Consider the following 21354-nt stretch of genomic DNA (forward strand, 5'->3'; position numbering starts at 1 on the left):
CCTCAGCCCTCATCTTTACTCGAACCCAGAGGTTACTCGAAGGGTGAGTACACGGACTTTTAGAGTATCAGTTCTCAATTGAGCTTCGAGAGCCTCAGCCCTCTTGAGCTAGATGCCAAACAAAAACCAGAATTATCTTTATCCTGAAGGCCGATGAGATTTTGTCTTTGTATTTGGGTAATCACGAAGTGACTGTGACAGGCACAGGTATTACTTCGACTTGCTGTTCTTTCAATTGTTTTTTGGTAAGATCACGGGTTAGCCATCCGCTTCTGCCTGCGGTTGCAATGGCGTAAGGAGTAATCCAAAACAATGTAAAAGCATAAAAGATACTGTAAGGATATGCCCAAAGTGACTCGGATAGACTATGCTTTTTTGCATAAAAGAAAGCCTGTATGCTCGAAAATACTAATATACTTACTAATGTAGAACTAAGGAATAATAATGGATATGTAAGAATAAAGAATACCATTAATGCTGCAGCCGGATACGCCATAATCATTTTTAACCACTGGTTTAATAGTAATATCCTGGTTCCGGTTTTAGCGCCTTCTCTAAAGTCGGTGAACGCAAATTTACTCATGGCTATATTCTCTCGAATGTTACTTCGCTCCCAACGAATAAACATTTTGGACAAATTTTTATACCGCTCAGGGATGTTGGTATATACATAAGCTTTACGCTGAAACAATACGTTATATCCTTGTTTTAAAATCATATTGGTCATGGCTCTATCCTCGCCAATTTTTGAGACCTGGCCCATAAAGGTTTGGCTAATCCAGTCTTCAAGACAATTAAAAACAGCTTCTCTACGATATGCAGATAAAGCACCCGGAGTACATAACACAGACCCTAACGAACTTTGCGCAGAACGTATAAATTCAAAACTAAAGGCAAAACTCACATTAAGCATTCTAGGTATTAATGCTTTTTCTCTATTTAAAACGCGAACATTTCCTGCCACCGCTCCGCAATTTTGATTGACTACAAAAGGCGATGCCATGATGCGCAGGGTATCCTTTTTAACAATAGAATCACTATCCACTGTGATAAATACGTCTCCCATGCCTAGATTAAATCCACGGTATAAAGCATGTCTTTTCCCCTTATTTTCTGGTTGTTGATATATGGAAACACGATTACCTAATTCATCTTTAGCCTTTTTCATCCATTGCCAGGTATCATCCTGACTACCATCATCGATAGAAATAATTTGAAGTTTTTCTGCAGGATAATCACTATCTGCCAGGCTGTGTAAGGTTTTATATACCAGCTCCCCTTCGTTATATGCAGGAACAATAACAGTACACAGAGGTAATTCTTTATTGGATATAGAACCGATCACTTTGTATCGCAAGTATAAAAACAAAATATAACCGATAAAACTAATCTTAATAGCCAATAATGAAATCCCAGTTATCATTAGGGTGATTCCCCAGGGCGTATTCATTCGTTCTAAATGAATCTCCTCAAAATACGGCTGTAAGAAATAGAACAAAGATGCTGCGCCAAAAAGCAGTACAAATGTTACGATTAAAATAAAAGATGATGATGCATTGGCAATCGATTTTTCTAAACGATTCCCTAATGTTGATGTAGTCGTTGTAAACAATGTATGTCCCTTCATGAATGTTTTCTTAATTTCCTCTTGCAGATATACCAATAGTGATACCATTTTTAAAATAATACTGAATCACAGGCTATTAGGGTAATCACAGAAATATGAAGGTGTGGATGTTTTACACACTTAGGGTGCAATTTCCCCACTTTTTTAGAAATTTATTGAGGTTTGAGAAGGTTCACCCGAGAGCGAAATTTGAAGATGATCAATGTGGATTTGCGTTTAACCCCAGGGTTCGAGAGCCTCACCCTTCGAATTCTTATCGAGGACTGAGGTTCTCGAATTCTTATCGAGGACTGAGGTTCTCGAAGTCCGGATATGGTAGTTACTGATTCAGGGTTCGAGGGCCTCACCCTTCGAATTCTCATCGAGGAGCCTCACCCTTCCTTATGTTTGTTAAGGGCTTAGGCCCTAAGAAAATAACAAATTCACGAAGTCAACGCCCCTAAATACATATCAATATACTTTTGCTGCTCTTTCTTTTTATACTGAATAATATATCGGGGGTGTGTTAGTGGAACGATTTCATCAAACAAATGATACGCATCGTTTAGATTTTTAAGGTATTGGTAGTTTTGGGTAGCTCCCAGGCAGAAGACTTTGCTGGTATTGATCCCAAAACCGATTTGTGTTTGTAAACTCTCTAAAATAAAAGGTGTGGTAGCCGTCAACAACTCAATTAGGTCATAATAATTGATATTGATGGTTCTACCCTTATCGGATGGTTTGGTAAACCCTAGCGGACAAACATTGCTGATAAAGAAATCCTGATAAAACTTCTTGGGACCGCTATACTTTGCAATCAAATTATACATAAAGGTAGCAGAAGGCTCATACGATTCTTCTTTGGTCCAAGTGAAACCAATCTCTTTAAGGTTTTTGGTATCGGTAAACGGAATCCCTGTAACCCCCGCCCCTGATTTACCGGGATTGATCCCCAAAATCAATTTACGTTTATGGGTATCATCAAAATATTGGTTATAAAACGCCGAAGAAACCTTGAGCACATAGGGATCCTGATACGGATTCATCACACTAACTGATGTTGCCAACCCATCTATGGTTTTATAAGCCAGGGATTTGTTGTAGTTGATGATTTTTGAGGCGAAGGTCATGATACTTATTCTTCTCCAAAAACATATTTTCGAATAATTGTTTGCGAAACGCGTTTAAGTTTTTTCTGATTCGTAGGATGAATTCCTGACATATTAAAATAATCAATCTCACTCCCAGATTTGTAATACCAGACCAAAGCATTACCTTCATCATCAAAGAAGACATAATTGGTATCTACTTCTATCTTTCTGAATTCCTTTAGCAGTTTTCTATCAATAGGAATAATCTTTGGATCATGATTTTTTGGGCAAATGGCTAATTCATAATGATCTCCTGTCCAAGTCATACAGTTCTTCTCGCTCTTTTCAATATTGCCTTGCTGCCAATCTATACCAAAATAGATTAAACCTATAACTATAATTAAAGCAATGGTTAAAATAATTGTTTTTATTGGTAATGTTGGTCCCTTTGATTCTCCACCAGATTCAGGTTGAACTCTATTGTATTTTTCTCTAAAATCTTCATATCCTTCATAACCCAAATATTGGCATAAATATTCAATAATTTCAGGTTGCGGTTCATCTATTACACCATCTTTATTCCTCAAGTACTTATCATAGTACCGTGTCAAGGTCTTATAACTAATAATTCTATCAGGATGATCTTCTTCTATCTTTTTCGAAATATGTGTTGCTAGACCTGTTTTTGATGTATTAGGTGTTTCTTTTTTCGCCTTTTCAAAAACCAATTTTACTATTTGGTCAATCATTTTTTTGATAATTAGAATCCTAAAGTTACAAATTTAAGATGGACATTATATGGACATATACAATGAAATAACCTTGTAAATAAAGGTGTCCATTCCTTGTACTTCAAGAGTCCATTGTCTGTCCATGACATTTTCTCAGATATTTATTTCATTTGCCTCATCGAATTGGTAATAATCCTTTTCTGTACAACTAGGACTAATGTACACTATCAATTCAAAACCGGAAATACAAGACGGGATTAGATAACTGTTTTAAGGAAGTACAATTAACTTTTTCTGTCTTCGATTTCCCAAACCACTTCCTAAACATAGAAGAGGCCTCTTCTGAATTTAAATGAGTTGCTGGTTGGCAATTATCCTCTGGGCTAAAACCCCAGACAGCAACCGCTATGTCAAATTTCAAAATTCAGAAGTCATGCGTAAAGCAATTTTAATATTAGGAATCATTTTATTTAATATGTCATTATTTTCATGTACAACCTCGGACCTTGCCGAAGAAATCGGTATCGAAGAATTCGCCACCGAAGGTGAAGACGGAGAAGTAATAGAAGAAGATGAAGGAAACTAGTCTACTTTTAGTTGGATTAAACTAAGATAATTTGATTAATTTAGAGGGATGAAGAATTATATATTTTCATCCCTTTTTTTTGTACTGCTTTTTGGTATTTCATGTAATGATCTAAATAGGGTTGCAAAAAAAAATCCTTCCTCCGATTCTTCATCCAAACATTATAAGATTAGTCGAAACAAAAAACTTTCCTTTAATGAACGCAAAGCCGCTCTGGACTCACTTATATTGGAAACCAGTGAAATAGATGATGACTCCTCTCTAATTGTGCAATTGGGGTATAAATCTTATCTATTTAATGCCGAAAGAAAATACGATAGTGCTCTAGTTTATGCACAGAAAATGTTTTCCAAATCTTCAATTATTTCTGACACTCTGAATATGGCAAAATCCCTATTCAAAATTGGCCTTTCCGAGTATTACAAAAACAATCTTTTGGAAGCCTACTCCATTTATAATAAGTCAGTAAATTTATTTTTAAAACTAGAAGATAGTTCTGAAGTAGGGAAAAAACTGTTAACCATGGCTGTAATACAAAAAAAGCTTGGTGATTTCCTTGGTAGTGAAGAAACTGCAATTAAAGCCTTGAAGTTTTTACAACACCCCCATGATCGCAAATACATTTTGGGATCATATCATAACCTTTCGATTACCTCAAAAGAACAAAAGAATTATGACGAAGCACTGGAATGGAATAAAAGAGCTTTAGACAGTGTCAATAAAAATACTTTAGAGGCAATAAAATATATTAATACGAAAGGGGTAATTCTCATAAAACAAGGCAAGTATAAAAAGGCTTTGGAGACCTTATCAGAAGCATATTCTAATCAAAGAATATTTGAGCCTAAATATAAAAATACAAGGGCTAGAGTTTTAGATAATATGGCATATGCTAAATCTAAACTAAATGACCCTAATGGATTAAATCAGTTAATTGAAGCGTTAAAACTAAGAAAAGAGACTAATGACTTCTCTGGTCAATTTGCAAGTTATATACATCTTGTATCACATCACAAAGATAGAAATCAAAATGAAGTTGCCCTTCAATATGCAGAAAACGCCTTTGAAATTGCAAAGGAAATAAAAGGTGCCGAAGCAAAATTAGAAGCTCTTTCTTATATATTAACACTAGCTAAAGAACCCAAAAAAGAATTCGTTTTAGAGTATCAAAGGCTTAATGACAGTATTAATACGTTTAGGCAAAAAATTAAAAACCAATTTGCTAAAATAAAGTATAAAACCGATGAAGCCCAAGAAACAGTCATTCGGCAAAATATTCAGATCGCTCAAAATAAATACGAAAAATCTAAAGACGAGAACCAAAAATTGGCTCTCACAATACTTTTATTGATAGTATCTAGTATTGGAATATTTATTAATTATCGTAACAAACAACAAACCAAAATTGCACGAATAGAAGAACGCCATAAAACTAACAGTCGATTATCCAAAAAACTACATGACGAGGTGGGCAATGATCTCTACTACCTCCTACTTCAATTGCAAAAGGTTTCAGGTTTTACAAGTGATCAGGAAAATCTTAAAATCCTAAAGGGTTTTGATACGGTTTATCATAAGCTTAGAGATTTTTCACGTGATCATAAAATCGAAACCGGAGAAGAATATGGTGATGAACTCCTCTCCCTCTTAGATTCCTATGGAGATGAAAATACCAAAGTTATTACTAGTGAACTAGAGACAAGCTTTTGGGCAGAAGTATCTCCACTTAAAAAAGAAGAGCTGTATTGGGTACTTAAAGAACTACTTACCAATATGAAAAAGCATAGCCAGGCAACTATAGTTGCTGTGACCTTTGCAAAAGAGAAGAAAAGGATTATTGTTAACTATATCGACAACGGAATTGGTATGAATCTTAAAAAACCAATTTCAAAAAATGGACTGCGCAATGTGGAAATCCGCATGAAAGACATAGGAGGAACCATTACTTTTGACTCAAAACCAGAAGAAGGTTTTAAAGCAAACATTGTTTTTACTCCATAATTTGAATCAAATATGTTTACAAAAATCTTGATAGCTGAAGATGAAGATAGCGATAATCTAGGCATTGTTTCTGCAGTAAGTGAGTTTACCAATACATCGGTAGACACCGCACAGTTCTGCGATAAAACTATCCTTAAAATAAAAGAAGCGATTCATAAAGGAAATCCGTATGATTTGTTGATTAGTGATCTTTCCTTTGCTTTAGACTATAAAAAACATACCATTACCACAGGAAAGCAATTAATTGAAGAAGTTAAAAAGATACAACCCACTATTAAGATCATAGTTTTTACAGGAGAAAAAAAACCTGCCATCATCAAATCTTTTTTTGCAAACCATAAGATCAATGGCTACGTATGCAAAGGATTGTATGGGCTACCCCAACTCACCAATGCTATCAATGCGGTAGATCAAGGCCACACCTATACTTGCCCTGTATCTAAAGATGCCTTGCATCAAAAAAATGTATTACAATTGGATACATACGAAGTACAACTTCTAAAACTACTGGCAAAAGGGTATAAACAAGATGAGATAAGTCAATATTTTATAGAAAACGATATTACGCCTAATAGTAGACGATCTATAGAAGATAAAATACGAAAACTACGAGATGATTTTAATGCCAAAACCAATATACAGCTGGTGTATACAGTTAATCAACTAGGTCTAATTGACTAGTTGACTTTTTATATAATATTTTCTATCCCTTGTGGTTTTCACGAGGGATTCTTTTTTGATCAAAGTAAGTTTGACCAATATTAATTTAAAATCTAATAAATATAGCAAAAGCACCAATTGGAACAACGGCAAGAACAGGGCAAACTTGTCCTGAATCAGGAATATGGAAAGTGGTGGGAACTCCAACTACAACTGCACCTATAGCTAAAGGAAACAAAATGCCTCCATATGACGGAAAAGCAGTTATTTGGAAACTTATCCAATATGCATAGTTAAATAAATTATAATTACTATAAAACTTGTTTGGGGTAACAAGTAGTATAGACCTTATAGGTTTCAAAACCTGTAAGGTCTTTTGTTTTGTTAAATAATTATGGTTCTGTGGAAATCCACAAGGGATTGGTTATCAATGGTAGTAAGTTTGGATTGTATTGATCAAAAAATTAATAAAATGAAAAGATATTATGTAAATGATAATCAACAAGCAAATGGAGATCATGAAGTACACCACGAAGCGTGCCCTTATCTTCCCTTAATTATTAGTAAAACAGATTTAGGATACCACTTAACCTGTAGTTCAGCTATAACAAAGGCAAAAAAAACTTATGCAATTTCAAATGGGTGTTACACTTGTTCCAATGAATGTCATACTAGCTAAAATTGAATAATATGAGTTTTCTAAAAAGTGCAGTTAATCAGGTAGGCCGTGACTTAGGAAAGGTTGTAAGTAATTCAATTTTTAAAGATAATCATGCCTCTCCTTATCGAAAAGTTTCAGGCAAAAGATCTAAAGTTCGAAGCTTCCAATACAATAAAACCGAATTTGAAAAAGCTATAGATTTTCAAACAGGTCATAGACCTAGTACATTAATAGTCAAAATATCAGGAGTTTATACGGTAATCAAAAATGAAGCTAATGACTTCTTAGCTGATGGTTATTTAGATACATCCGAATCGGATAGTTTGTTTGAAATGATGCAAAAGTTCAATTCTAAAGTAGATGATATTTGCGACATCTTGGAAATAGATGAAAAATACAATGATAAGGAAATAAATCAACTCACAAAAATTGTAGAAAAAACCAATATCCTTTTTAAAGAGGTTTTGCAGTTATCTGCCAAAGGATGTCAATTCAGAAAGATTGAACATTTGGAAGAAGCTAATAAAATTGAACTAATAAGTTTTATTAAATATGTCGGCTTATGTTTAATCTGGATGGGGAAATATGCAAGGGGTAAACAAAGATCTATTGTTAAAACTACAATTGCAAACATATTGGATATAATAACGTTCACATGGCCTTTTACGCGATCTTATCTACTATTAGAAAGTATTTTTACTTTTCCAAAAGAAAGTAATAGGCGAAAGACTTTAAAGAACGCTCACCTAAGACTTGCTGATCTAGAAGAGAAAAGAGCAAAAACATACTTAAGTATTTAACTTTAAATAATATTCAATGAAAAAACTAATCCTTATTTTCTTAGTGATAAACCTTCATACTTTCTGTTCCAATCCAAAGAAAAAAGAAATTAATCAAGTCAATATTGAAAATAATATTATAAATAATAGTGAAATAATAAATTTCAAAATTATTAATGAAGTTAAAGACATTCAATTTAAGAAAACTAGTATAGAGATAAGGCTAGAAGAAGCGGTTAATCTTGATATATTAACTATGATAGCTCTACAATTAAAGAAAGAAAGATCTTCTTTTAATAAATTATGGATCTTTTATTTCCTACCAGAGCATGAAATCGGTAATGGAGCTTGGGCAACTACCCATTTCCAACCGGAACTTGAAGTGAAAATATTAGGAGCTACAATGGAAAGTTCAGAAGAATTAAATTCAAAAACAACAACAGGGAGTATTATAGGCTCTTGGAAGGACAATGACGCAATGTTACCTAATAGAGTTTTTTTAGTAGATGAAGATAACACTCTCTTTATAAAAACAATTTATGCAAAAAGTAAGTATGCTGGTGAAGGGGGAGAATTAATTGAAAAAGTTAAAAGAAAAGATTACAACGGCCTTGTACGATATGATTATAAAAATAATCATGGAGAATATTACATCCTAGAAAATAATGGAAACCTAGGACTATATAATGATTCAGGAAAATTTAAAGAGTTAATAAAAGAAAATTGAAACGTGGAACTAAACAACCAACTTAAAGCCCTAGCCGATAAGATCGAGCAGCTTAAAGATCAAATAGAAACCGAAGAATCAACCAAACATGCATTTGTTTTGCCCTTTATCAACCTATTAGGTTATGACAGCTTTAATCCTACAGAAGTAGTGCCAGAATTTACAGCAGATCTTGGGTTAAAGAAAGGTGAAAAAGTGGATTATGCAATTTTTCATGACGGTAATCCAGTGATGATTATAGAATGTAAAAACTGGAAAGAGGATCTTAATGTACACAATTCTCAATTGTTTAGATATTTCCATGTTACAGAGACTTCTTTCGCATTGCTAACCAATGGTATCATTTATCGCTTTTATACCGACCTGGAAGAAACTAACAAAATGGATGAAAAACCATTTTTAGAATTTGATATCACTAACCTAAAAGAAAATATAATCAATGAGATTGCCAAATTTCACAAATCAAACTTTGATATTGATAAAATATTTGACAATGCCAGTGATCTTAAGTATTTAAAAGAAATCAAAAAACTGATCAACAACGAACTTCAAGAACCCTCGGCTGAATTCGTGAGAATATTTGCTTCAAAAGTATATTCTGGCCGGTTAACTGAACGTATTATGGAAGATTTTTCAGATTTGGTACACAAAGCATTCACACAAACCATAAGCGAAAGGGTAAATGATAGGTTAAATGCAGCGCTAAATAAAGAGGCAGAAAAACAACAAGAAGAAGAGTTTGAAGAGGAAGAAGTAATTAGTAAAGTAATCACCACAGAGGAAGAAATAGAAGCTTTTCGCATCGTGGTTGCAATTCTACGTCGTAAAGTATCAAAGGATCGAATTATGCATAGAGATACACAATCCTATTTTGGAATTCTGTTAGATGATAATAACAGAAAACCCATATGTAGACTTCATCTAGATGGCAACAAAAAGTATATTAGTCTTTTTGATCAAGACAAAAATACACACCGTGAACAGATTCACTCTGTAGATGATATTTATATGTTTGAAGAACAATTACTTCAAACTATAGATTACTACGAGCAAGAATAAAAAATATTTCTATGAAAAAGCTAATAATCCTATTCTTATTCATTTCTGCCTCATATCAATGCAACTCTCAAAGCACTGAAACAAGTCTTTATCTAAGAGAAGAACTAGTACGTCAACGAGACGATCTAATCAAACAAGTACAGCAAATACAAGCAAGAATAGATGCCATTGACACAAAACTTGGCAATAAAACACAATCAACAAATACCGTTCAATACTTTACCAAAAATGCTACATATAATGATGGTAGTTCTTCAAGATCCATAGAAAAACAAAGTAGCCAACAATATCAATCAAGATCAACAAGAACCTATCATCGGGGCCCTCGTGGTGGTTGCTATTATATAAACTCTAACGGTAATAAAACCTATGTAGCAAGAAGCATGTGTAATTAATCACTTTAAATCAATACATTTAAGTATCAGAAAATAAACCAAATGACTAAAAGATACTCTATTTTGCTATTTATTCTTTGTACATTATTATCGTTTACATATGATAATAAACTTCCAGAAGAGTTTTATGCCAAAGTTATTGGAGTAAAAGATGGCGATACTATAGAAGTACTCTATAAAAAAGAACCTATCGTTATACGATTAGAACACATAGATTGCCCTGAGAAAAAACAACCTTTTGGACAAAAAGCGAAGCAATTCACTTCTGATTTCTGCTTTGATAAAAAGGTAAAAGTAATTTCTAGAGGGAAATTTGATAGATACAGAAGACTTATTGCTGTGATTGAGTATAAAGATCAAGTCTTAAACAAGGAATTGGTGGCTAATGGATATGCATTGCATTTTAGAAAGTATTCAAAGGATACTACCTATCGTATTCTAGAAGACCAAGCTAGAATAAAGAAAAAAGGAATGTGGTCTCAAGAGAAATTGATAGAACCCTGGCTATTCAGAAAAAGAAAGACATCAAAGAATAAGAAAACAAATCAATAATATATATGCTAATAAAACTAAACCAACATGAAAACAATGTTTACAATACTGATAGTGCTTCTATCCTACTCTGCATATAGTCAAGAACAAAAGAAAGAAAAGAAAAAAGATGAAATACAGGTATATATCTGTAATAGCATGACAAGCAAAAAATATCATTACAAACAGGATTGCAAAGGACTAACCAAATGCAATGATAGCATTGCAAAAATAACTCTCCGAAAAGCTAAAAATATATTTGGGAGAACAGTTTGTGGTTATGAAACTCATCTTGAGAGTTCAGGTAAGCATAAAAATTAAACATAACAACATTTCCTCGACCAACAACACCTCAAACACCCTCCGCACAACCCCACAATCCTCCCCCACAACATTTTATCGATCATCGGCACCCTGGGCATCGTCCGCACGGGGTGGTGACCCTTCCGTGCACGATGTTTATCGATCAGCGGTATGGGGTGACCCGTCCGCGCATGGTAAAAAGAAACCCGCGCACCGGGGAGGGGTGTCCGCGCTGTGCGGAGACCCCAACCCTGTGCGCGGGTCAGTAATACTAGGTGTTTTACAAAATTACCTGCGTCGGTATCGGCTTATATAGCCCTTATAACGCTCGGGATCTTTTCTAAAGGCATATTTACCGGTGTCCTTAATCTCGTCCATCGCTTCTTTAAGGTGGGTAAAGGCACGATCACGTATTTCTTTAGCTTTTGAGTTGTCTAAGGTGGCACCGTTGGCCTTGGCCAGTAATTCGGCAAGACTATCAGACTTTTGCTCTGCGATATTAAGTAGCTTAAGATCGTATTTGATCTTTTCAAGTTCTGCCAGGTTTGATTTTCCTAATACACTAATATCCATAAGATCCTGGATCATATCAGCGTCTCTATCTCCATTAGCGATTTCGCGTACACGACTCAATAGATCAGGGCGTTTACGAAAAGCAAACCGCAAATCGGCCAATAGGTCGTTTCTAAATTCGTAGGCTTTAGGAGCCTCTTCTCTCCAGGATTTGGCAGCTTCTTCCTGGCTATAACGTTCCTTTGTCCATACCGCTTGTGCATACCGACATGCCCCTGTACGAACTGGCAGGTCTTCTACAAAAGTTTCCCAGTCTAGTCCTTTACTAATTAAAGCCTGTTTATCTTCTTGCACCCAGATAAATAGGTTTTCTGCTTCTTGCGTGGTAACATCTACCGGTTGTGCCGGTGCTTTTATTACCTCTTGTGACATGTTTTCTAATACGGCTAACTTTGTGTCAAAATTTTCTTTAGACATGGTATCATTGTTTTATTTTGTTAATAATATGCAATGATACAGGCTGCCAGTTTCATTTTTTGAAACTGGGATATAATTTATCCTTCGAATGACCTCAGGGTTCGAGAACCCCACCCTTCGAACTCTCATCGAGAGCCTCACCCTTCCAGCTCTCATCGAGGACTGAGGTTCTCGAAGTCCGGATATACTGGTTTCAGATTCAGGGTTCGAGAACCTCACCCTTCGAACTTGCATCGAGGACTGAGGCTCTCGAATTCTTATCGAGGACTGAGGTTCTCGAAGTCCGGATACTCACCCTTCAAACTCATCGAGGACTGAGGCTCTCGAAGTCCCCTTGTCACGATAAGCCATCGATAATCCAGGTAAAGTTTCTACTTCTCCTCTTATCAAGGCTTCTTTTTTTGCCCTTGACCAGCCTTGTATTTGTTTTTCCCTATAAAAAGCAGTATCAATACGATCATATTTTTCATAATATAATAGTCGTACCGGCAGTCTTTTCTTAGTGTGGTTTGCTCCTTGTCCATTTTGGTGTTGTTTTAATCTTCTATTAAGATCTTTGGTACTACCCGTATAATAACTACCATCACTACATTCTAAAACATACATATAACCTGTCATACTAAATTCTTTAAGAGTTGAGAATTTACAATAATACAAGTTACCAGTTTCATTTTTTGAAACCCGAGAATTTTAACTGAGGACTGAGGTCCTCGAAGTCCGTACACTCACCCTTCAAACTCATCGAGGACTGAGGCACTCGAAGTCCGTACACTCTGTCTTTACTTCACACTATTCCAGATATCGAGGTATATCTTCCAGGTATCCGCTTGTTTTTTCCAAACAATAACATATTTGCCTTTCCAAGTTGTTTTTTTTCCGTTTGCCTTTAGGGTTGCACCTTCATAGTATCCATAATCATAGGCTGTATCCTCAACGATTTGGATCTCATCGGGCATAATTTTATGATGCACTGTGCGTACTCCTTCGGGTAAGGTCCAGTACTCGACAATCGCAGTCTTTCCTTCAATAATTTTTGTGTTATTCGGAAATATTTTGGCATCTTTAGTGTAAGAATTTCCAATCAGATCGTATTCAGAATTCATGACATAATTCGAAAAGCTTTCCAGGTTTTTTAAAATTTTATTGATTTCCTCTTTATCTCCAATATACGTTTGTGCGCTTCCGAAATAACTCGTTAAAAGCATAAGTATCATTATCACTAGTGTTCTCATAGCATTCTCTTATTTTTTATTAAGTGATTTTCTGGTATATATTTTACCTACTATTTTCCAATCCCCATCAATCTTTAACAAATTCATATAGTCGATAAACATAAATGTAGGATATTCAATTTCCAGACGCGCATTAGCAACATTATCAGAAATATTAATGTAGGCAACCCGGGTTTTACGATTTTGTTTAGGTCCCGGTTTGATCACACTCTTAAAAAATTCTACAGCATTGGTTTCCCAATACTTTCCTTCCCGAATACCTCTCATGGTAGCATTGGGGTGAAAAGCTTTTTTGACGGTCTCAAAGTCATTGTTAGTTCCGCCATCTAAATAATAGGATACGGTTTGCTCAATTTTTTGATAATCTGATTGTTGGGCAGAAACTACCGCTGTAAAACTTAAAAACATTAGGACTATTAAAATTTGTTTTTTCATTAGACTCATTATTAATTATTAATTGGTTTTTTGAAGTGTTTCTATAATTTTTTGTGCAACTACTTTGGAAGCCGTAGGGTCCTGGCCTGTGATTAGTCTTTCATCTACGGTATAATAGCTATCCCATCCCTTTTTGGAGTATACAAAGTTTCCTCCGTTGTTATTGATAGTCTCTTCGATAGAAAATGGAAACTGCTGGTAATAAGCTGCCTTTTTGTTTTCAAATAGATCTGGAAACCCGTTAACTTTCTTCCCTTGATATATATAATTGCCATTTTTAGCTTTTAGATGTACAATACCCGCTGTACCATGGCATACTGCAGATATGACCCCTTGGTTAGCGTATATTTGGCTACTTATGTTTTGAATTGATATATTTTCGGGTACACCAAACATAGCTGCCCCTCCTCCGCTATAATACACCGCTTTGTAATCATCAGGATTAATATCTGTCGCTTTTTTGGTGGTTTTGAGTAAATTCATAAAAGCTGCATCATATACGTATTTCTTTTGAATGCTATCCGAGGTTTTGATATACCCTATTGGAATTGCTCCTCCTTTGGGGCTTACAAAATCTACATGATATCCGGCAGTTACTAATATATCATAGGCCAAAACAATTTCTGCAAAATGATTAGCCGTATTCATATCGGTATTGCCATACGTATGTTGGTTAGAGGTAATAATTAAAATGTTACCCAAAGCTGATTGTTGTACATCGCTCTTTAAAGAAGTACTGCATCCTGATATTAGAAATGTGAGACAAATAAGATTGATGATATTTCGCATACTGATTAAATTTTTCAGCAAATTGAAACATCTTGGGTAAAAATGATTTATGAATTATAAAATAGAAGTTCGGATTTATAAAACAGAACTATGACTGCGCATTCTTAAACTGTGCCGGTGTAACACCTGCTATCTTCTTGAAAGTTGTAAAGAAGGTCGATTTTGAATTGAATCCACACTCATAGCCAATAGCTTCGGTAGTATACTTACTTTTACCAGACAGCAATCGCTTTGCTTCTTCAATACGATATTCGTTTATAAATAAAGAAAAGCTCTTTCCCAGATTATCATTCAGGAATTGAGAAAGATAGTGTGGTGGCACTTGTAATTGCTTAGCGATATCGCTTAGTTTTATGTTGGAATTTTTATATAATTGTCGCTCTGTAACAAGATGATGTAGTTGTTTTTGAAAAGCAATAGCATCTACGTCTTCAATTTTTTTATTGGCATACTTTACCGGTTCTTCAAAAAACATGGTGTATTTTTTTCTTTTAAAAACCCAAAACAACACCAGTAGATAAAAAACAAATGAAAATGATACTGCGCCTACAATATATGAGGTATATGATCCAATATTATAACCCAACCAAATTAGTGTAATACCAATAAAAATACTGATCATCCAGACCTCTACATCTTTCAATTTTGAATCACGAACAAAAAGCTTTTTTAGTATAGGTTTTAGTAATATACCTGACAATAGGATATAGATGAGCCACTGCACATAGATTCCTTTAACAATAAACATGGCCCATATTCTTCGATATTCCCAATACGGATAGGCATAGCTTAAAGCAATCACAATAATTGCAACAGGTACAACATGAAGCCACCAGTTTTTTGAAGTCTTTTTTCTAAATGCAGCTATAAGGTATAGGTACAGGAATGGTCCAATGAGTACACAGGCCGAAAGTCCCGTCTGAATAAATATTTGAGATAGGTCATTATTAAAATAAAAAAATACAGACTTGATAATTCTTATACTAAGAACCAAAAGCAAAGCCGATAAAAAGTAATTGGATGTTTTTTTTTGCTTAGAGAAAAAGGCAAAATACAAGCTCAAAAATAATCCATTAAATCCGCCAAGAGCACTAAACAAAAAAATGAGTTGTTGCTGTAAGTCCATATCCCTATTTATCGGGTAAATATAAAAAGTATCTGAAATAAGTGGTGTACTTTTAGTATATAAAGATGGTTTGGTGAAAATATCTAGAATCTCCTCGCCCTTCGAACTCTTATCGAGGACTGAGGCACTCGAAGTCCGGATAAAGTAGATTCAGGGTTTGAGAGCCTCACCCTTTAAATTCTCATTGGGGGCTGATCCTCTAGAAGTCGGGCAATCTCAGGAATCGCTTAGTCGAAGCCCTTACATCTAAGCACTCTTATGCTTAGGAGTGTTATCACCGTTTTGAGTAAGACTTTTGGCCCAGGCGATAGCATCTTCAAGATTATCGAAGTTTTTAAAACTACTGCGCATGAATAATTTTTCTACCAGAGAAGCAATAAGTCCCTTTTGTGTATAACTAACGATCGCGTAAGCGCGCAATCGATAATTATTTCTAAAGAACTTGATCCAATCACTAGGTTTTACAGAATAAGAATGTACGCGATTACTAATGTATACTACGTTTTCGCCATTATGATCGTATAAATGCGTTAATTCTTCAACTATGGGTTGAGCATGATCATCCCAGGTGTATAGAACGCCTTCGTCGACCTCTGCAACTACAAATGTGTCAAATAAATAATAGGTGCCGCAAGAAAATTTGATCTCTTGTATAGCATCTTGATAAAACGGAGAGTCTTTAATATATCCCATAGTACGTGTACCTAAGCCATCCGAAACATCACCAACCGTGCGTTTTATCCGGAATAATTTTGAATATGTTGAAGATACTAATAAATTTATCAACAAGGGTTACGGGAAACCGTATGTTTAACCCGTTTTTTTAAATTGTACAAAAAACTATAACTATCACCTGCAGATTGCTTAGAACAACAAACCGTAAGGGCAAATTATATCGTTACTACACATGTTAAAACTTCGAAGTAGTCTCTGCAATTGTTGGTAAGTTGCTTTGTCAAACTCTTAATATAAAACAAGAAAAAGCCTCAATAACGATGAGTTATTGAGGCAAGTGTCTAATGATGTAACAATAAATTGGTTTTAAGAGTACGGCCTTTATTATTTACATAAAATAAACACATCTGGCAAATTCGCAGATTTGTTCAGGATCATTACAATCAGAATCTCTTACACATTCTAAACAACAACCAACCTGGCCATTGATCAAGTTTTGCTGAGATTTGTTAAGTTCAGCAACTCCATCTAACTTTAAAATGTCGTGTAACATGATATAATTATTTATTGATTAATATATCTTATAAACGTAGATTCGTGTCGTTTGTGTATGAATCAATTATAATTTAACAAAGCTTTTTGTTAATCTTATAATTGGCCTATATCTAAGCAATTAAAAACTTAAATAACGTGAGTTCGATATAAGAAAGTCTCGTTAAATTACAATTTCGTATCTAAAGCTTCTGGTTTAACGAGCATGTCTAAATAGCAATGATATAACTTGTTATGTCATTTTTAAAACTTCTTCTTTTTTTCATCTTACAGTATGTATTTAGTATAAAATATGAGTACATTGGTAAGATCAAATCAAATTATTATATGTAGGCATATGGTAGTATTAATTACAGGAGCAAGCAAAGGCATAGGACTTGCTCTGGCAAAACATTTTTTGGCTCATAAATATCAGGTATTTGGGACTAGCCGTACTGGTAAAATTTCAGATATTGAGCATGATCAGTTTACAGGTTTCCCTTTGGACCTATCGACAACTGAGAGTATCCATAAAGCAATTTCTTATATAAAAAACAAAGGAATATCTATAGATATACTTATTAATAATGCAGGCATTGGTCCTGATCTTAATGCTGTTGAACCCGAAGAAAGCACCTATAGAAAAACCTTTGAAGTCAATACCACTGGTACTTTGTTCTTTACCGAAATGATTATTCCATTCATTAATAAACAAGGAAAGATCATCAATATATCTTCAAAAATGGGTTCTATAGCCATGTGTACTTCGTCTGATTCTGTAGCTTACCGAATGTCGAAAGCGGCATTGAACATGTATTCAAAAATCTTAGCAAATAAACTTCAGGGTAAGCCTAAAGTTGCTATAGTACATCCGGGATGGGTGCGTACTATGATTTCTGGCGATGATACATTGGGTCGATTATCTACAGAAGAGTCTGCCAGAGGAATTTTTGATTTTGTGACCAGTAATTTTGAAAACGCTACGTTCTGGAATAATGAAAACCAATCCCTTATCCCATGGTAGTATTCCAAAACACATTCAGAAGTCAGTAATGCATAAGTTTTATGAAGAAGCATCAAGAGGACAGGGATACCCAAGAACTTACCGAGCATTTCTTCAGAAATGAATACGGAAAAATGGTGTCGGTGGTTACGCGTTACCTTGGTACTGATCATATAAAACTGCTGAAGATATTGTACAGGAGACGCTTTTAAAAGCAGTAGCATACTGGCAGCAAAACGGAATTCCTAAAAATCCACAAGCATGGTTGTATACCACTGCAAAAAATCACGCACTTAATGTTCTAAAAAGAAATACGTATAAAACACAGTATGCATCGTTACTAAAAAAACAAAACTTATCCTGGACATCAAAAGAAATAGATATTTCTGACGACCTGATCAAGGACGAACAGCTTAAAATGATGTTTGTATGTTGCCATTCATCTATTTCTGAAGAAACACAAATTAGCCTTATCCTTAAAATCCTATGCGGATTCAGTATTTCTGAAATCGCCAGTGCTTTTTTTTCTTCCGTAGATACGATCAATAAACGTTTAGTAAGAGGCCGAAAACAATTGCGCAATGCCGAGATTTCTTTCGAGATTACTAAATACAGTATCGAAGGTCTTGATATTGTCCTTAAAACAATTTACCTTTTATTTAATGAAGGGTATAGCCCATCGACACAAAATAAGGTTATACGTTATGATCTTTGCCTTGAAGCTATTCGACTGGCTGAACTTCTGGCACAACATAAAAGCATCCAACAAAAACAAGACGTTTATGCACTGCTTGCCTTAATGTACTTTAATGCTGCACGTTTTGAGGCAAGAAGTGAAAATGGTATGGTTATAGAAATGCATAAACAAAACCGAAAACGATGGAATCCATCTTTGATAAGTACTGGAATGTATTATCTCAATCAAACCACTCAATGCGAAACACTTTCGATATATCTTGTTTTGGCCACCATCTCTGCACATCATTGCATTGCTCCTAGTTTTGAGGCAACTAACTGGGCAGAAATTTTAGCATTATACGATAGCTTGCTGGAACTTCAGGATACCGCATTAGTGAGATTAAATCGAAGTATCCCATTGGCAATGGTAAAAGGTTATCCAGCCGCTATCGATGAATTGTTGAAACTCGAAAGTACTTCAGACATTGCCAATTACTACCTTTTTCATGCTACTCTGGCAGAGTTTTATAGCCATGAAAAGAAATCTGAAAGTGCCCGGAAAAGCCTGCATAAGGCAATTACATTATGTACTAATGCGAGAGATCAAAAACTACTAGAAAAAAAACTAAAAAATATTGTCCCTATTCTATAAACTTGATTGTTGTAAAGGTATACATCAAAAAAATCCAAACAATGAAAGAATTTATGTTATTCATTAGAAGTGAAGAGAAACCAAAGGCAGACTTATCTCCAGAACAATTACAACAGCATATCGAAAAAGTGGGAAGCTACATAAAACGCCTAACCGAAGAAGGAAAAATGAAATCTGCGCAGCCTCTAGAAATGGAAGGTCGAATACTATCGTATAAAGACGGAAAAATTATTGATGGTCCTTATAACGAAACCAAAGAAATTATCTCTGGGTATTACCATCTTATTGCAAAAGATCTGGATGAAGCTATTGAGATTACCAAGGCAGACCCCAGGTTCGTAGAAGGTATCTGGAGAATAGAGGTTCGACCCATCAAGAAAGTAGATGGAATTAATTAAAACACTGTTCTAAAGCAAAACAGTATATATGAATTATCTACATGTCAAGAAGTTGTAGAATTTGTCGAATTGGGCCTGGCAAAAATAACTTGTCAGGACCCAGAACGACATACTTCTTTCGAATTATATCGATCTTGAAGAATTAGACAATAATTTCAAAGAGTCCACTGCGAATGCATAACCAGAAATAGTTCCAAAAAGATTTTGTTGGATCTCGTTCTACAGTAATCCCTTCCTTTTTCACCATACCCTTATTTTCTTTTCCGCCAATAATCATATTAGCGATCGAACTTAATAAGGATTTTATTTTTTTAGTCTCCTGGTCATAGATTTCGACATCAAATTGTTTAAAGGACAGTTGCATTGCTCCGTTGGCTTTGGTACTATTCCCATCAAAATTGAAATACAATTTATCTAAAGCTCCTTTTGCTTTTACCCGCATTACGGGAGTTAAAAAAGAATTTAGCGATTTAGCAGGTACATTACTCAAAGAGCCTTTAATATTAAAAAAGTCTGTAGTATCTGCAATTTTAAAACTCCATTCTACCTTCATAGGCGCTTGATTCATAAAAGAAGAATGTATTTTTATGTGAACCGGTTTTGCATCTCTAGTGTTGCTCAATGGTCCACTATGTAGTGCTATTTTATGAAATTCCAGAACTCCGGGATCGGCATTACTATCAGGATGTTCTGTATAAATAATAGTACTATTAGAGACTGCGATAGAATCAATAGTCAAATGAGTATCCAACTTCCGCAGCATTTCACTGTAAAGAGGTTTTATGGTGGTATCATCATTTAATCTCTTATCCCGGTATATATCAAAGTGAAAACGATCCAGGGATATCATTTCTGAAGAGAAACCAATTTTATTTTGTTTGCTCAATACTATAGGTGATTTAATTTTTAACAGGGCCCCTTTCAAATTCATATAATCTCGTTCTGTCTGGATTACCAGATGAAATTTTTCTTTGGTTAGAAGGGGATCAATCTGTAAGTATTTAACTTCTAACATATCTGGTGCCAATTTAGTCTGGTGCGCAAATAATTTGTGGTAAGAATCAACAGGCAACTGCAAAGAGTCTAAACTAAATTTAAAATCAGATAAACCGAATGGAATTTGACCCCTTAAAGTTTCCCTATTCAAGACGAAATTCTTAATCTCTCCTTCTATATTGATACTTTCCAGAGGTACAAGAGTTGTATCTCGATGAAATATCTTAAAATGGCCATTTTTAATAATACTGTTGTCGATATTGATATCGATATCTCCTCCTTGTGCATTACTTTTATCGGATTTGATTGTAGATAAAGCGTTGTTCATCATAATATAGGGAGCATCTAAATCCAGTGATGAAGCCTTAATTGCATTATTCCTTAATAGTGCTATTGGATTGATCCCTGACAGCTCAACAAAACGAGCTGTAATATGCATCTTTTTCCCTTTAGAAAAATCAGGATTTTTAATGATCAAGGACATTCTTAATAAACTAAGGTCTACGTCTTGATACGAGAAATGAGTTTCCTCATCATTTATATTTTGAAATGTTTTTTTAACCTGATGCAAGCCAATTAAATAAATAATCCAATAAACCAAGAAAATTAGAGCAATGACTATCAATAAGCGAAGTGTAGTTTTTCTTGACATATATGTTAAGTTGGATTTTAAAAATACTGGATTTCAAGTGTTTTGATGCATCCAAACCATTAATTCA

The 21354-nt window shown here is 34.7% G+C and carries 26 protein-coding genes and 1 pseudogene; 14 read left to right on the forward strand and 13 right to left on the reverse strand.

Going from position 1 to position 21354, the window contains the following annotated elements; genetic code table 11:
* Positions 1-181 precede the first annotated feature (181 nt).
* The 3 genes from ACFSJT_RS18570 to ACFSJT_RS18580 all read right to left on the reverse strand — a co-directional run bounded on the left by ACFSJT_RS18570 (position 182) and on the right by ACFSJT_RS18580 (position 3446).
* Positions 182-1627 (reverse strand): glycosyltransferase family 2 protein, encoded by a 1446-nt coding sequence (locus tag ACFSJT_RS18570; RefSeq protein ID WP_378321837.1) that lies wholly within the window; start codon positions 1625-1627, stop codon positions 182-184.
* A gap of 422 nt (positions 1628-2049) precedes the next feature.
* Positions 2050-2736 carry a uracil-DNA glycosylase family protein gene (locus tag ACFSJT_RS18575; protein ID WP_378321838.1) on the reverse strand — a complete coding sequence of 229 codons (687 nt, stop codon included), beginning with the start codon at positions 2734-2736 and terminating at the stop codon, positions 2050-2052.
* Between the two features lie 5 nt (positions 2737-2741).
* The gene (locus tag ACFSJT_RS18580; protein WP_378321839.1) at positions 2742-3446 is read right to left on the reverse strand and encodes a hypothetical protein; all 705 of its coding nucleotides are present in this window, start codon (positions 3444-3446) and stop codon (positions 2742-2744) included.
* A gap of 415 nt (positions 3447-3861) precedes the next feature.
* Between ACFSJT_RS18580 and ACFSJT_RS18585 the strand changes: the two genes are divergently transcribed.
* Genes ACFSJT_RS18585 through ACFSJT_RS18595 form a run of 3 tightly spaced genes read left to right on the forward strand, consistent with a single transcriptional unit; the run spans position 3862 to position 6696 of the window.
* Positions 3862-4014 carry a hypothetical protein gene (locus ACFSJT_RS18585; protein ID WP_378321840.1) on the forward strand — a complete coding sequence of 51 codons (153 nt, stop codon included), beginning with the start codon at positions 3862-3864 and terminating at the stop codon, positions 4012-4014.
* A 48-nt stretch (positions 4015-4062) separates the two neighbouring features.
* Positions 4063-6015 (forward strand): tetratricopeptide repeat-containing sensor histidine kinase, encoded by a 1953-nt coding sequence (locus ACFSJT_RS18590; RefSeq protein WP_378321841.1) that lies wholly within the window; start codon positions 4063-4065, stop codon positions 6013-6015.
* A 12-nt stretch (positions 6016-6027) separates the two neighbouring features.
* Positions 6028-6696, forward strand: a complete 669-nt coding sequence (locus ACFSJT_RS18595; protein WP_378321842.1) for a response regulator — start codon at positions 6028-6030, stop codon at positions 6694-6696.
* An 85-nt stretch (positions 6697-6781) separates the two neighbouring features.
* Here the strand turns inward: ACFSJT_RS18595 and ACFSJT_RS18600 are convergent, their stop codons facing one another.
* Positions 6782-7036 carry a hypothetical protein gene (locus ACFSJT_RS18600; RefSeq protein WP_378321843.1) on the reverse strand — a complete coding sequence of 85 codons (255 nt, stop codon included), beginning with the start codon at positions 7034-7036 and terminating at the stop codon, positions 6782-6784.
* A 329-nt stretch (positions 7037-7365) separates the two neighbouring features.
* Here ACFSJT_RS18600 and ACFSJT_RS18605 point away from each other — a divergent pair, with 329 nt between their 5' ends.
* The 6 genes from ACFSJT_RS18605 to ACFSJT_RS18630 are packed head-to-tail and all read left to right on the forward strand — an operon-like array spanning position 7366 to position 11148.
* Positions 7366-8136, forward strand: coding sequence for a hypothetical protein (locus ACFSJT_RS18605; RefSeq protein ID WP_378321844.1), 771 nt, complete (start codon positions 7366-7368; stop codon positions 8134-8136).
* A 16-nt stretch (positions 8137-8152) separates the two neighbouring features.
* Positions 8153-8842 carry a hypothetical protein gene (locus ACFSJT_RS18610; RefSeq protein WP_378321845.1) on the forward strand — a complete coding sequence of 230 codons (690 nt, stop codon included), beginning with the start codon at positions 8153-8155 and terminating at the stop codon, positions 8840-8842.
* Positions 8843-8845: 3 nt separating this feature from the next.
* Positions 8846-9901 carry a type I restriction endonuclease gene (locus tag ACFSJT_RS18615; protein ID WP_378321846.1) on the forward strand — a complete coding sequence of 352 codons (1056 nt, stop codon included), beginning with the start codon at positions 8846-8848 and terminating at the stop codon, positions 9899-9901.
* An 11-nt stretch (positions 9902-9912) separates the two neighbouring features.
* Positions 9913-10296, forward strand: coding sequence for a hypothetical protein (locus ACFSJT_RS18620; RefSeq protein WP_378321847.1), 384 nt, complete (start codon positions 9913-9915; stop codon positions 10294-10296).
* 42 nt (positions 10297-10338) lie between these two features.
* Entirely contained in the window at positions 10339-10848 is a 510-nt protein-coding gene (locus tag ACFSJT_RS18625) for a thermonuclease family protein (protein WP_378321848.1), read from the forward strand.
* Positions 10849-10875: 27 nt separating this feature from the next.
* Entirely contained in the window at positions 10876-11148 is a 273-nt protein-coding gene (locus tag ACFSJT_RS18630) for a hypothetical protein (protein ID WP_378321849.1), read from the forward strand.
* Between the two features lie 270 nt (positions 11149-11418).
* Here the strand turns inward: ACFSJT_RS18630 and ACFSJT_RS18635 are convergent, their stop codons facing one another.
* The 8 genes from ACFSJT_RS18635 to ACFSJT_RS18670 all read right to left on the reverse strand — a co-directional run bounded on the left by ACFSJT_RS18635 (position 11419) and on the right by ACFSJT_RS18670 (position 16930).
* Positions 11419-12120 carry a hypothetical protein gene (locus ACFSJT_RS18635; RefSeq protein ID WP_378321850.1) on the reverse strand — a complete coding sequence of 234 codons (702 nt, stop codon included), beginning with the start codon at positions 12118-12120 and terminating at the stop codon, positions 11419-11421.
* A gap of 291 nt (positions 12121-12411) precedes the next feature.
* The gene (locus tag ACFSJT_RS18640) at positions 12412-12738 is read right to left on the reverse strand and encodes a GIY-YIG nuclease family protein (protein WP_378321851.1); all 327 of its coding nucleotides are present in this window, start codon (positions 12736-12738) and stop codon (positions 12412-12414) included.
* 161 nt (positions 12739-12899) lie between these two features.
* Positions 12900-13352 (reverse strand): YybH family protein, encoded by a 453-nt coding sequence (locus ACFSJT_RS18645; protein ID WP_378321852.1) that lies wholly within the window; start codon positions 13350-13352, stop codon positions 12900-12902.
* Positions 13353-13361: 9 nt separating this feature from the next.
* Positions 13362-13787, reverse strand: a complete 426-nt coding sequence (locus ACFSJT_RS18650; RefSeq protein WP_378321853.1) for a nuclear transport factor 2 family protein — start codon at positions 13785-13787, stop codon at positions 13362-13364.
* A gap of 18 nt (positions 13788-13805) precedes the next feature.
* The gene (locus ACFSJT_RS18655; RefSeq protein ID WP_378321854.1) at positions 13806-14576 is read right to left on the reverse strand and encodes a type 1 glutamine amidotransferase domain-containing protein; all 771 of its coding nucleotides are present in this window, start codon (positions 14574-14576) and stop codon (positions 13806-13808) included.
* An 88-nt stretch (positions 14577-14664) separates the two neighbouring features.
* Positions 14665-15702 carry a helix-turn-helix domain-containing protein gene (locus ACFSJT_RS18660; RefSeq protein WP_378321855.1) on the reverse strand — a complete coding sequence of 346 codons (1038 nt, stop codon included), beginning with the start codon at positions 15700-15702 and terminating at the stop codon, positions 14665-14667.
* A gap of 246 nt (positions 15703-15948) precedes the next feature.
* Positions 15949-16395 (reverse strand): hypothetical protein, encoded by a 447-nt coding sequence (locus tag ACFSJT_RS18665; RefSeq protein WP_378321856.1) that lies wholly within the window; start codon positions 16393-16395, stop codon positions 15949-15951.
* 370 nt (positions 16396-16765) lie between these two features.
* Positions 16766-16930 carry a hypothetical protein gene (locus tag ACFSJT_RS18670; protein ID WP_378321857.1) on the reverse strand — a complete coding sequence of 55 codons (165 nt, stop codon included), beginning with the start codon at positions 16928-16930 and terminating at the stop codon, positions 16766-16768.
* A gap of 336 nt (positions 16931-17266) precedes the next feature.
* Between ACFSJT_RS18670 and ACFSJT_RS18675 the strand changes: the two genes are divergently transcribed.
* From ACFSJT_RS18675 to ACFSJT_RS18695, 5 genes and pseudogenes are all read left to right on the forward strand, one after another.
* Positions 17267-17932 (forward strand): SDR family NAD(P)-dependent oxidoreductase, encoded by a 666-nt coding sequence (locus tag ACFSJT_RS18675; RefSeq protein ID WP_378321858.1) that lies wholly within the window; start codon positions 17267-17269, stop codon positions 17930-17932.
* 41 nt (positions 17933-17973) lie between these two features.
* Positions 17974-18123, forward strand: a complete 150-nt coding sequence (locus ACFSJT_RS18680) for a hypothetical protein (protein ID WP_378321859.1) — start codon at positions 17974-17976, stop codon at positions 18121-18123.
* Positions 18102-18164 (forward strand): annotated as a pseudogene (locus tag ACFSJT_RS18685) (hypothetical protein); the annotation flags it as partial. The gene ACFSJT_RS18680 and the pseudogene ACFSJT_RS18685, both read left to right, overlap by 22 nt.
* A 12-nt stretch (positions 18165-18176) precedes the next feature.
* On the forward strand, positions 18177-19241 hold the full coding sequence (locus ACFSJT_RS18690; protein WP_378321860.1) for an RNA polymerase sigma factor: 1065 nt from the start codon (positions 18177-18179) through the stop codon (positions 19239-19241).
* A 41-nt stretch (positions 19242-19282) separates the two neighbouring features.
* Entirely contained in the window at positions 19283-19639 is a 357-nt protein-coding gene (locus tag ACFSJT_RS18695; protein WP_378321861.1) for a YciI family protein, read from the forward strand.
* Positions 19640-19781: 142 nt separating this feature from the next.
* On the opposite strand, the gene ACFSJT_RS18700 is transcribed toward ACFSJT_RS18695, so the two are convergent.
* Positions 19782-21287 carry a hypothetical protein gene (locus ACFSJT_RS18700; protein ID WP_378321862.1) on the reverse strand — a complete coding sequence of 502 codons (1506 nt, stop codon included), beginning with the start codon at positions 21285-21287 and terminating at the stop codon, positions 19782-19784.
* Positions 21288-21354 lie beyond the last annotated feature (67 nt).

Source organism: Aquimarina celericrescens (genome assembly GCF_042682765.1).
Classification (GTDB): Bacteria; Bacteroidota; Bacteroidia; order Flavobacteriales; family Flavobacteriaceae; genus Aquimarina; species Aquimarina celericrescens.

Bases quoted from the DNA above. Each gene is read 5' to 3' on its own strand.
- ACFSJT_RS18570 (WP_378321837.1), bottom strand. From the start codon at position 1,627: ATGAAGGGACATACATTGTTTACAACGACTACATCAACATTAGGGAAT.
- ACFSJT_RS18575 (WP_378321838.1), bottom strand. From the start codon at position 2,736: ATGACCTTCGCCTCAAAAATCATCAACTACAACAAATCCCTGGCTTAT.
- ACFSJT_RS18580 (WP_378321839.1), bottom strand. From the start codon at position 3,446: ATGATTGACCAAATAGTAAAATTGGTTTTTGAAAAGGCGAAAAAAGAA.
- ACFSJT_RS18585 (WP_378321840.1), top strand. From the start codon at position 3,862: ATGCGTAAAGCAATTTTAATATTAGGAATCATTTTATTTAATATGTCA.
- ACFSJT_RS18590 (WP_378321841.1), top strand. From the start codon at position 4,063: ATGAAGAATTATATATTTTCATCCCTTTTTTTTGTACTGCTTTTTGGT.
- ACFSJT_RS18595 (WP_378321842.1), top strand. From the start codon at position 6,028: ATGTTTACAAAAATCTTGATAGCTGAAGATGAAGATAGCGATAATCTA.
- ACFSJT_RS18605 (WP_378321844.1), top strand. From the start codon at position 7,366: ATGAGTTTTCTAAAAAGTGCAGTTAATCAGGTAGGCCGTGACTTAGGA.
- ACFSJT_RS18610 (WP_378321845.1), top strand. From the start codon at position 8,153: ATGAAAAAACTAATCCTTATTTTCTTAGTGATAAACCTTCATACTTTC.
- ACFSJT_RS18620 (WP_378321847.1), top strand. From the start codon at position 9,913: ATGAAAAAGCTAATAATCCTATTCTTATTCATTTCTGCCTCATATCAA.
- ACFSJT_RS18625 (WP_378321848.1), top strand. From the start codon at position 10,339: ATGACTAAAAGATACTCTATTTTGCTATTTATTCTTTGTACATTATTA.
- ACFSJT_RS18630 (WP_378321849.1), top strand. From the start codon at position 10,876: ATGAAAACAATGTTTACAATACTGATAGTGCTTCTATCCTACTCTGCA.
- ACFSJT_RS18635 (WP_378321850.1), bottom strand. From the start codon at position 12,120: ATGTCTAAAGAAAATTTTGACACAAAGTTAGCCGTATTAGAAAACATG.
- ACFSJT_RS18640 (WP_378321851.1), bottom strand. From the start codon at position 12,738: ATGACAGGTTATATGTATGTTTTAGAATGTAGTGATGGTAGTTATTAT.
- ACFSJT_RS18645 (WP_378321852.1), bottom strand. From the start codon at position 13,352: ATGAGAACACTAGTGATAATGATACTTATGCTTTTAACGAGTTATTTC.
- ACFSJT_RS18650 (WP_378321853.1), bottom strand. From the start codon at position 13,787: ATGAAAAAACAAATTTTAATAGTCCTAATGTTTTTAAGTTTTACAGCG.
- ACFSJT_RS18655 (WP_378321854.1), bottom strand. From the start codon at position 14,576: ATGCGAAATATCATCAATCTTATTTGTCTCACATTTCTAATATCAGGA.
- ACFSJT_RS18660 (WP_378321855.1), bottom strand. From the start codon at position 15,702: ATGGACTTACAGCAACAACTCATTTTTTTGTTTAGTGCTCTTGGCGGA.
- ACFSJT_RS18665 (WP_378321856.1), bottom strand. From the start codon at position 16,395: ATGGGATATATTAAAGACTCTCCGTTTTATCAAGATGCTATACAAGAG.
- ACFSJT_RS18670 (WP_378321857.1), bottom strand. From the start codon at position 16,930: ATGTTACACGACATTTTAAAGTTAGATGGAGTTGCTGAACTTAACAAA.
- ACFSJT_RS18675 (WP_378321858.1), top strand. From the start codon at position 17,267: ATGGTAGTATTAATTACAGGAGCAAGCAAAGGCATAGGACTTGCTCTG.
- ACFSJT_RS18680 (WP_378321859.1), top strand. From the start codon at position 17,974: ATGAAGAAGCATCAAGAGGACAGGGATACCCAAGAACTTACCGAGCAT.
- ACFSJT_RS18695 (WP_378321861.1), top strand. From the start codon at position 19,283: ATGAAAGAATTTATGTTATTCATTAGAAGTGAAGAGAAACCAAAGGCA.
- ACFSJT_RS18700 (WP_378321862.1), bottom strand. From the start codon at position 21,287: ATGTCAAGAAAAACTACACTTCGCTTATTGATAGTCATTGCTCTAATT.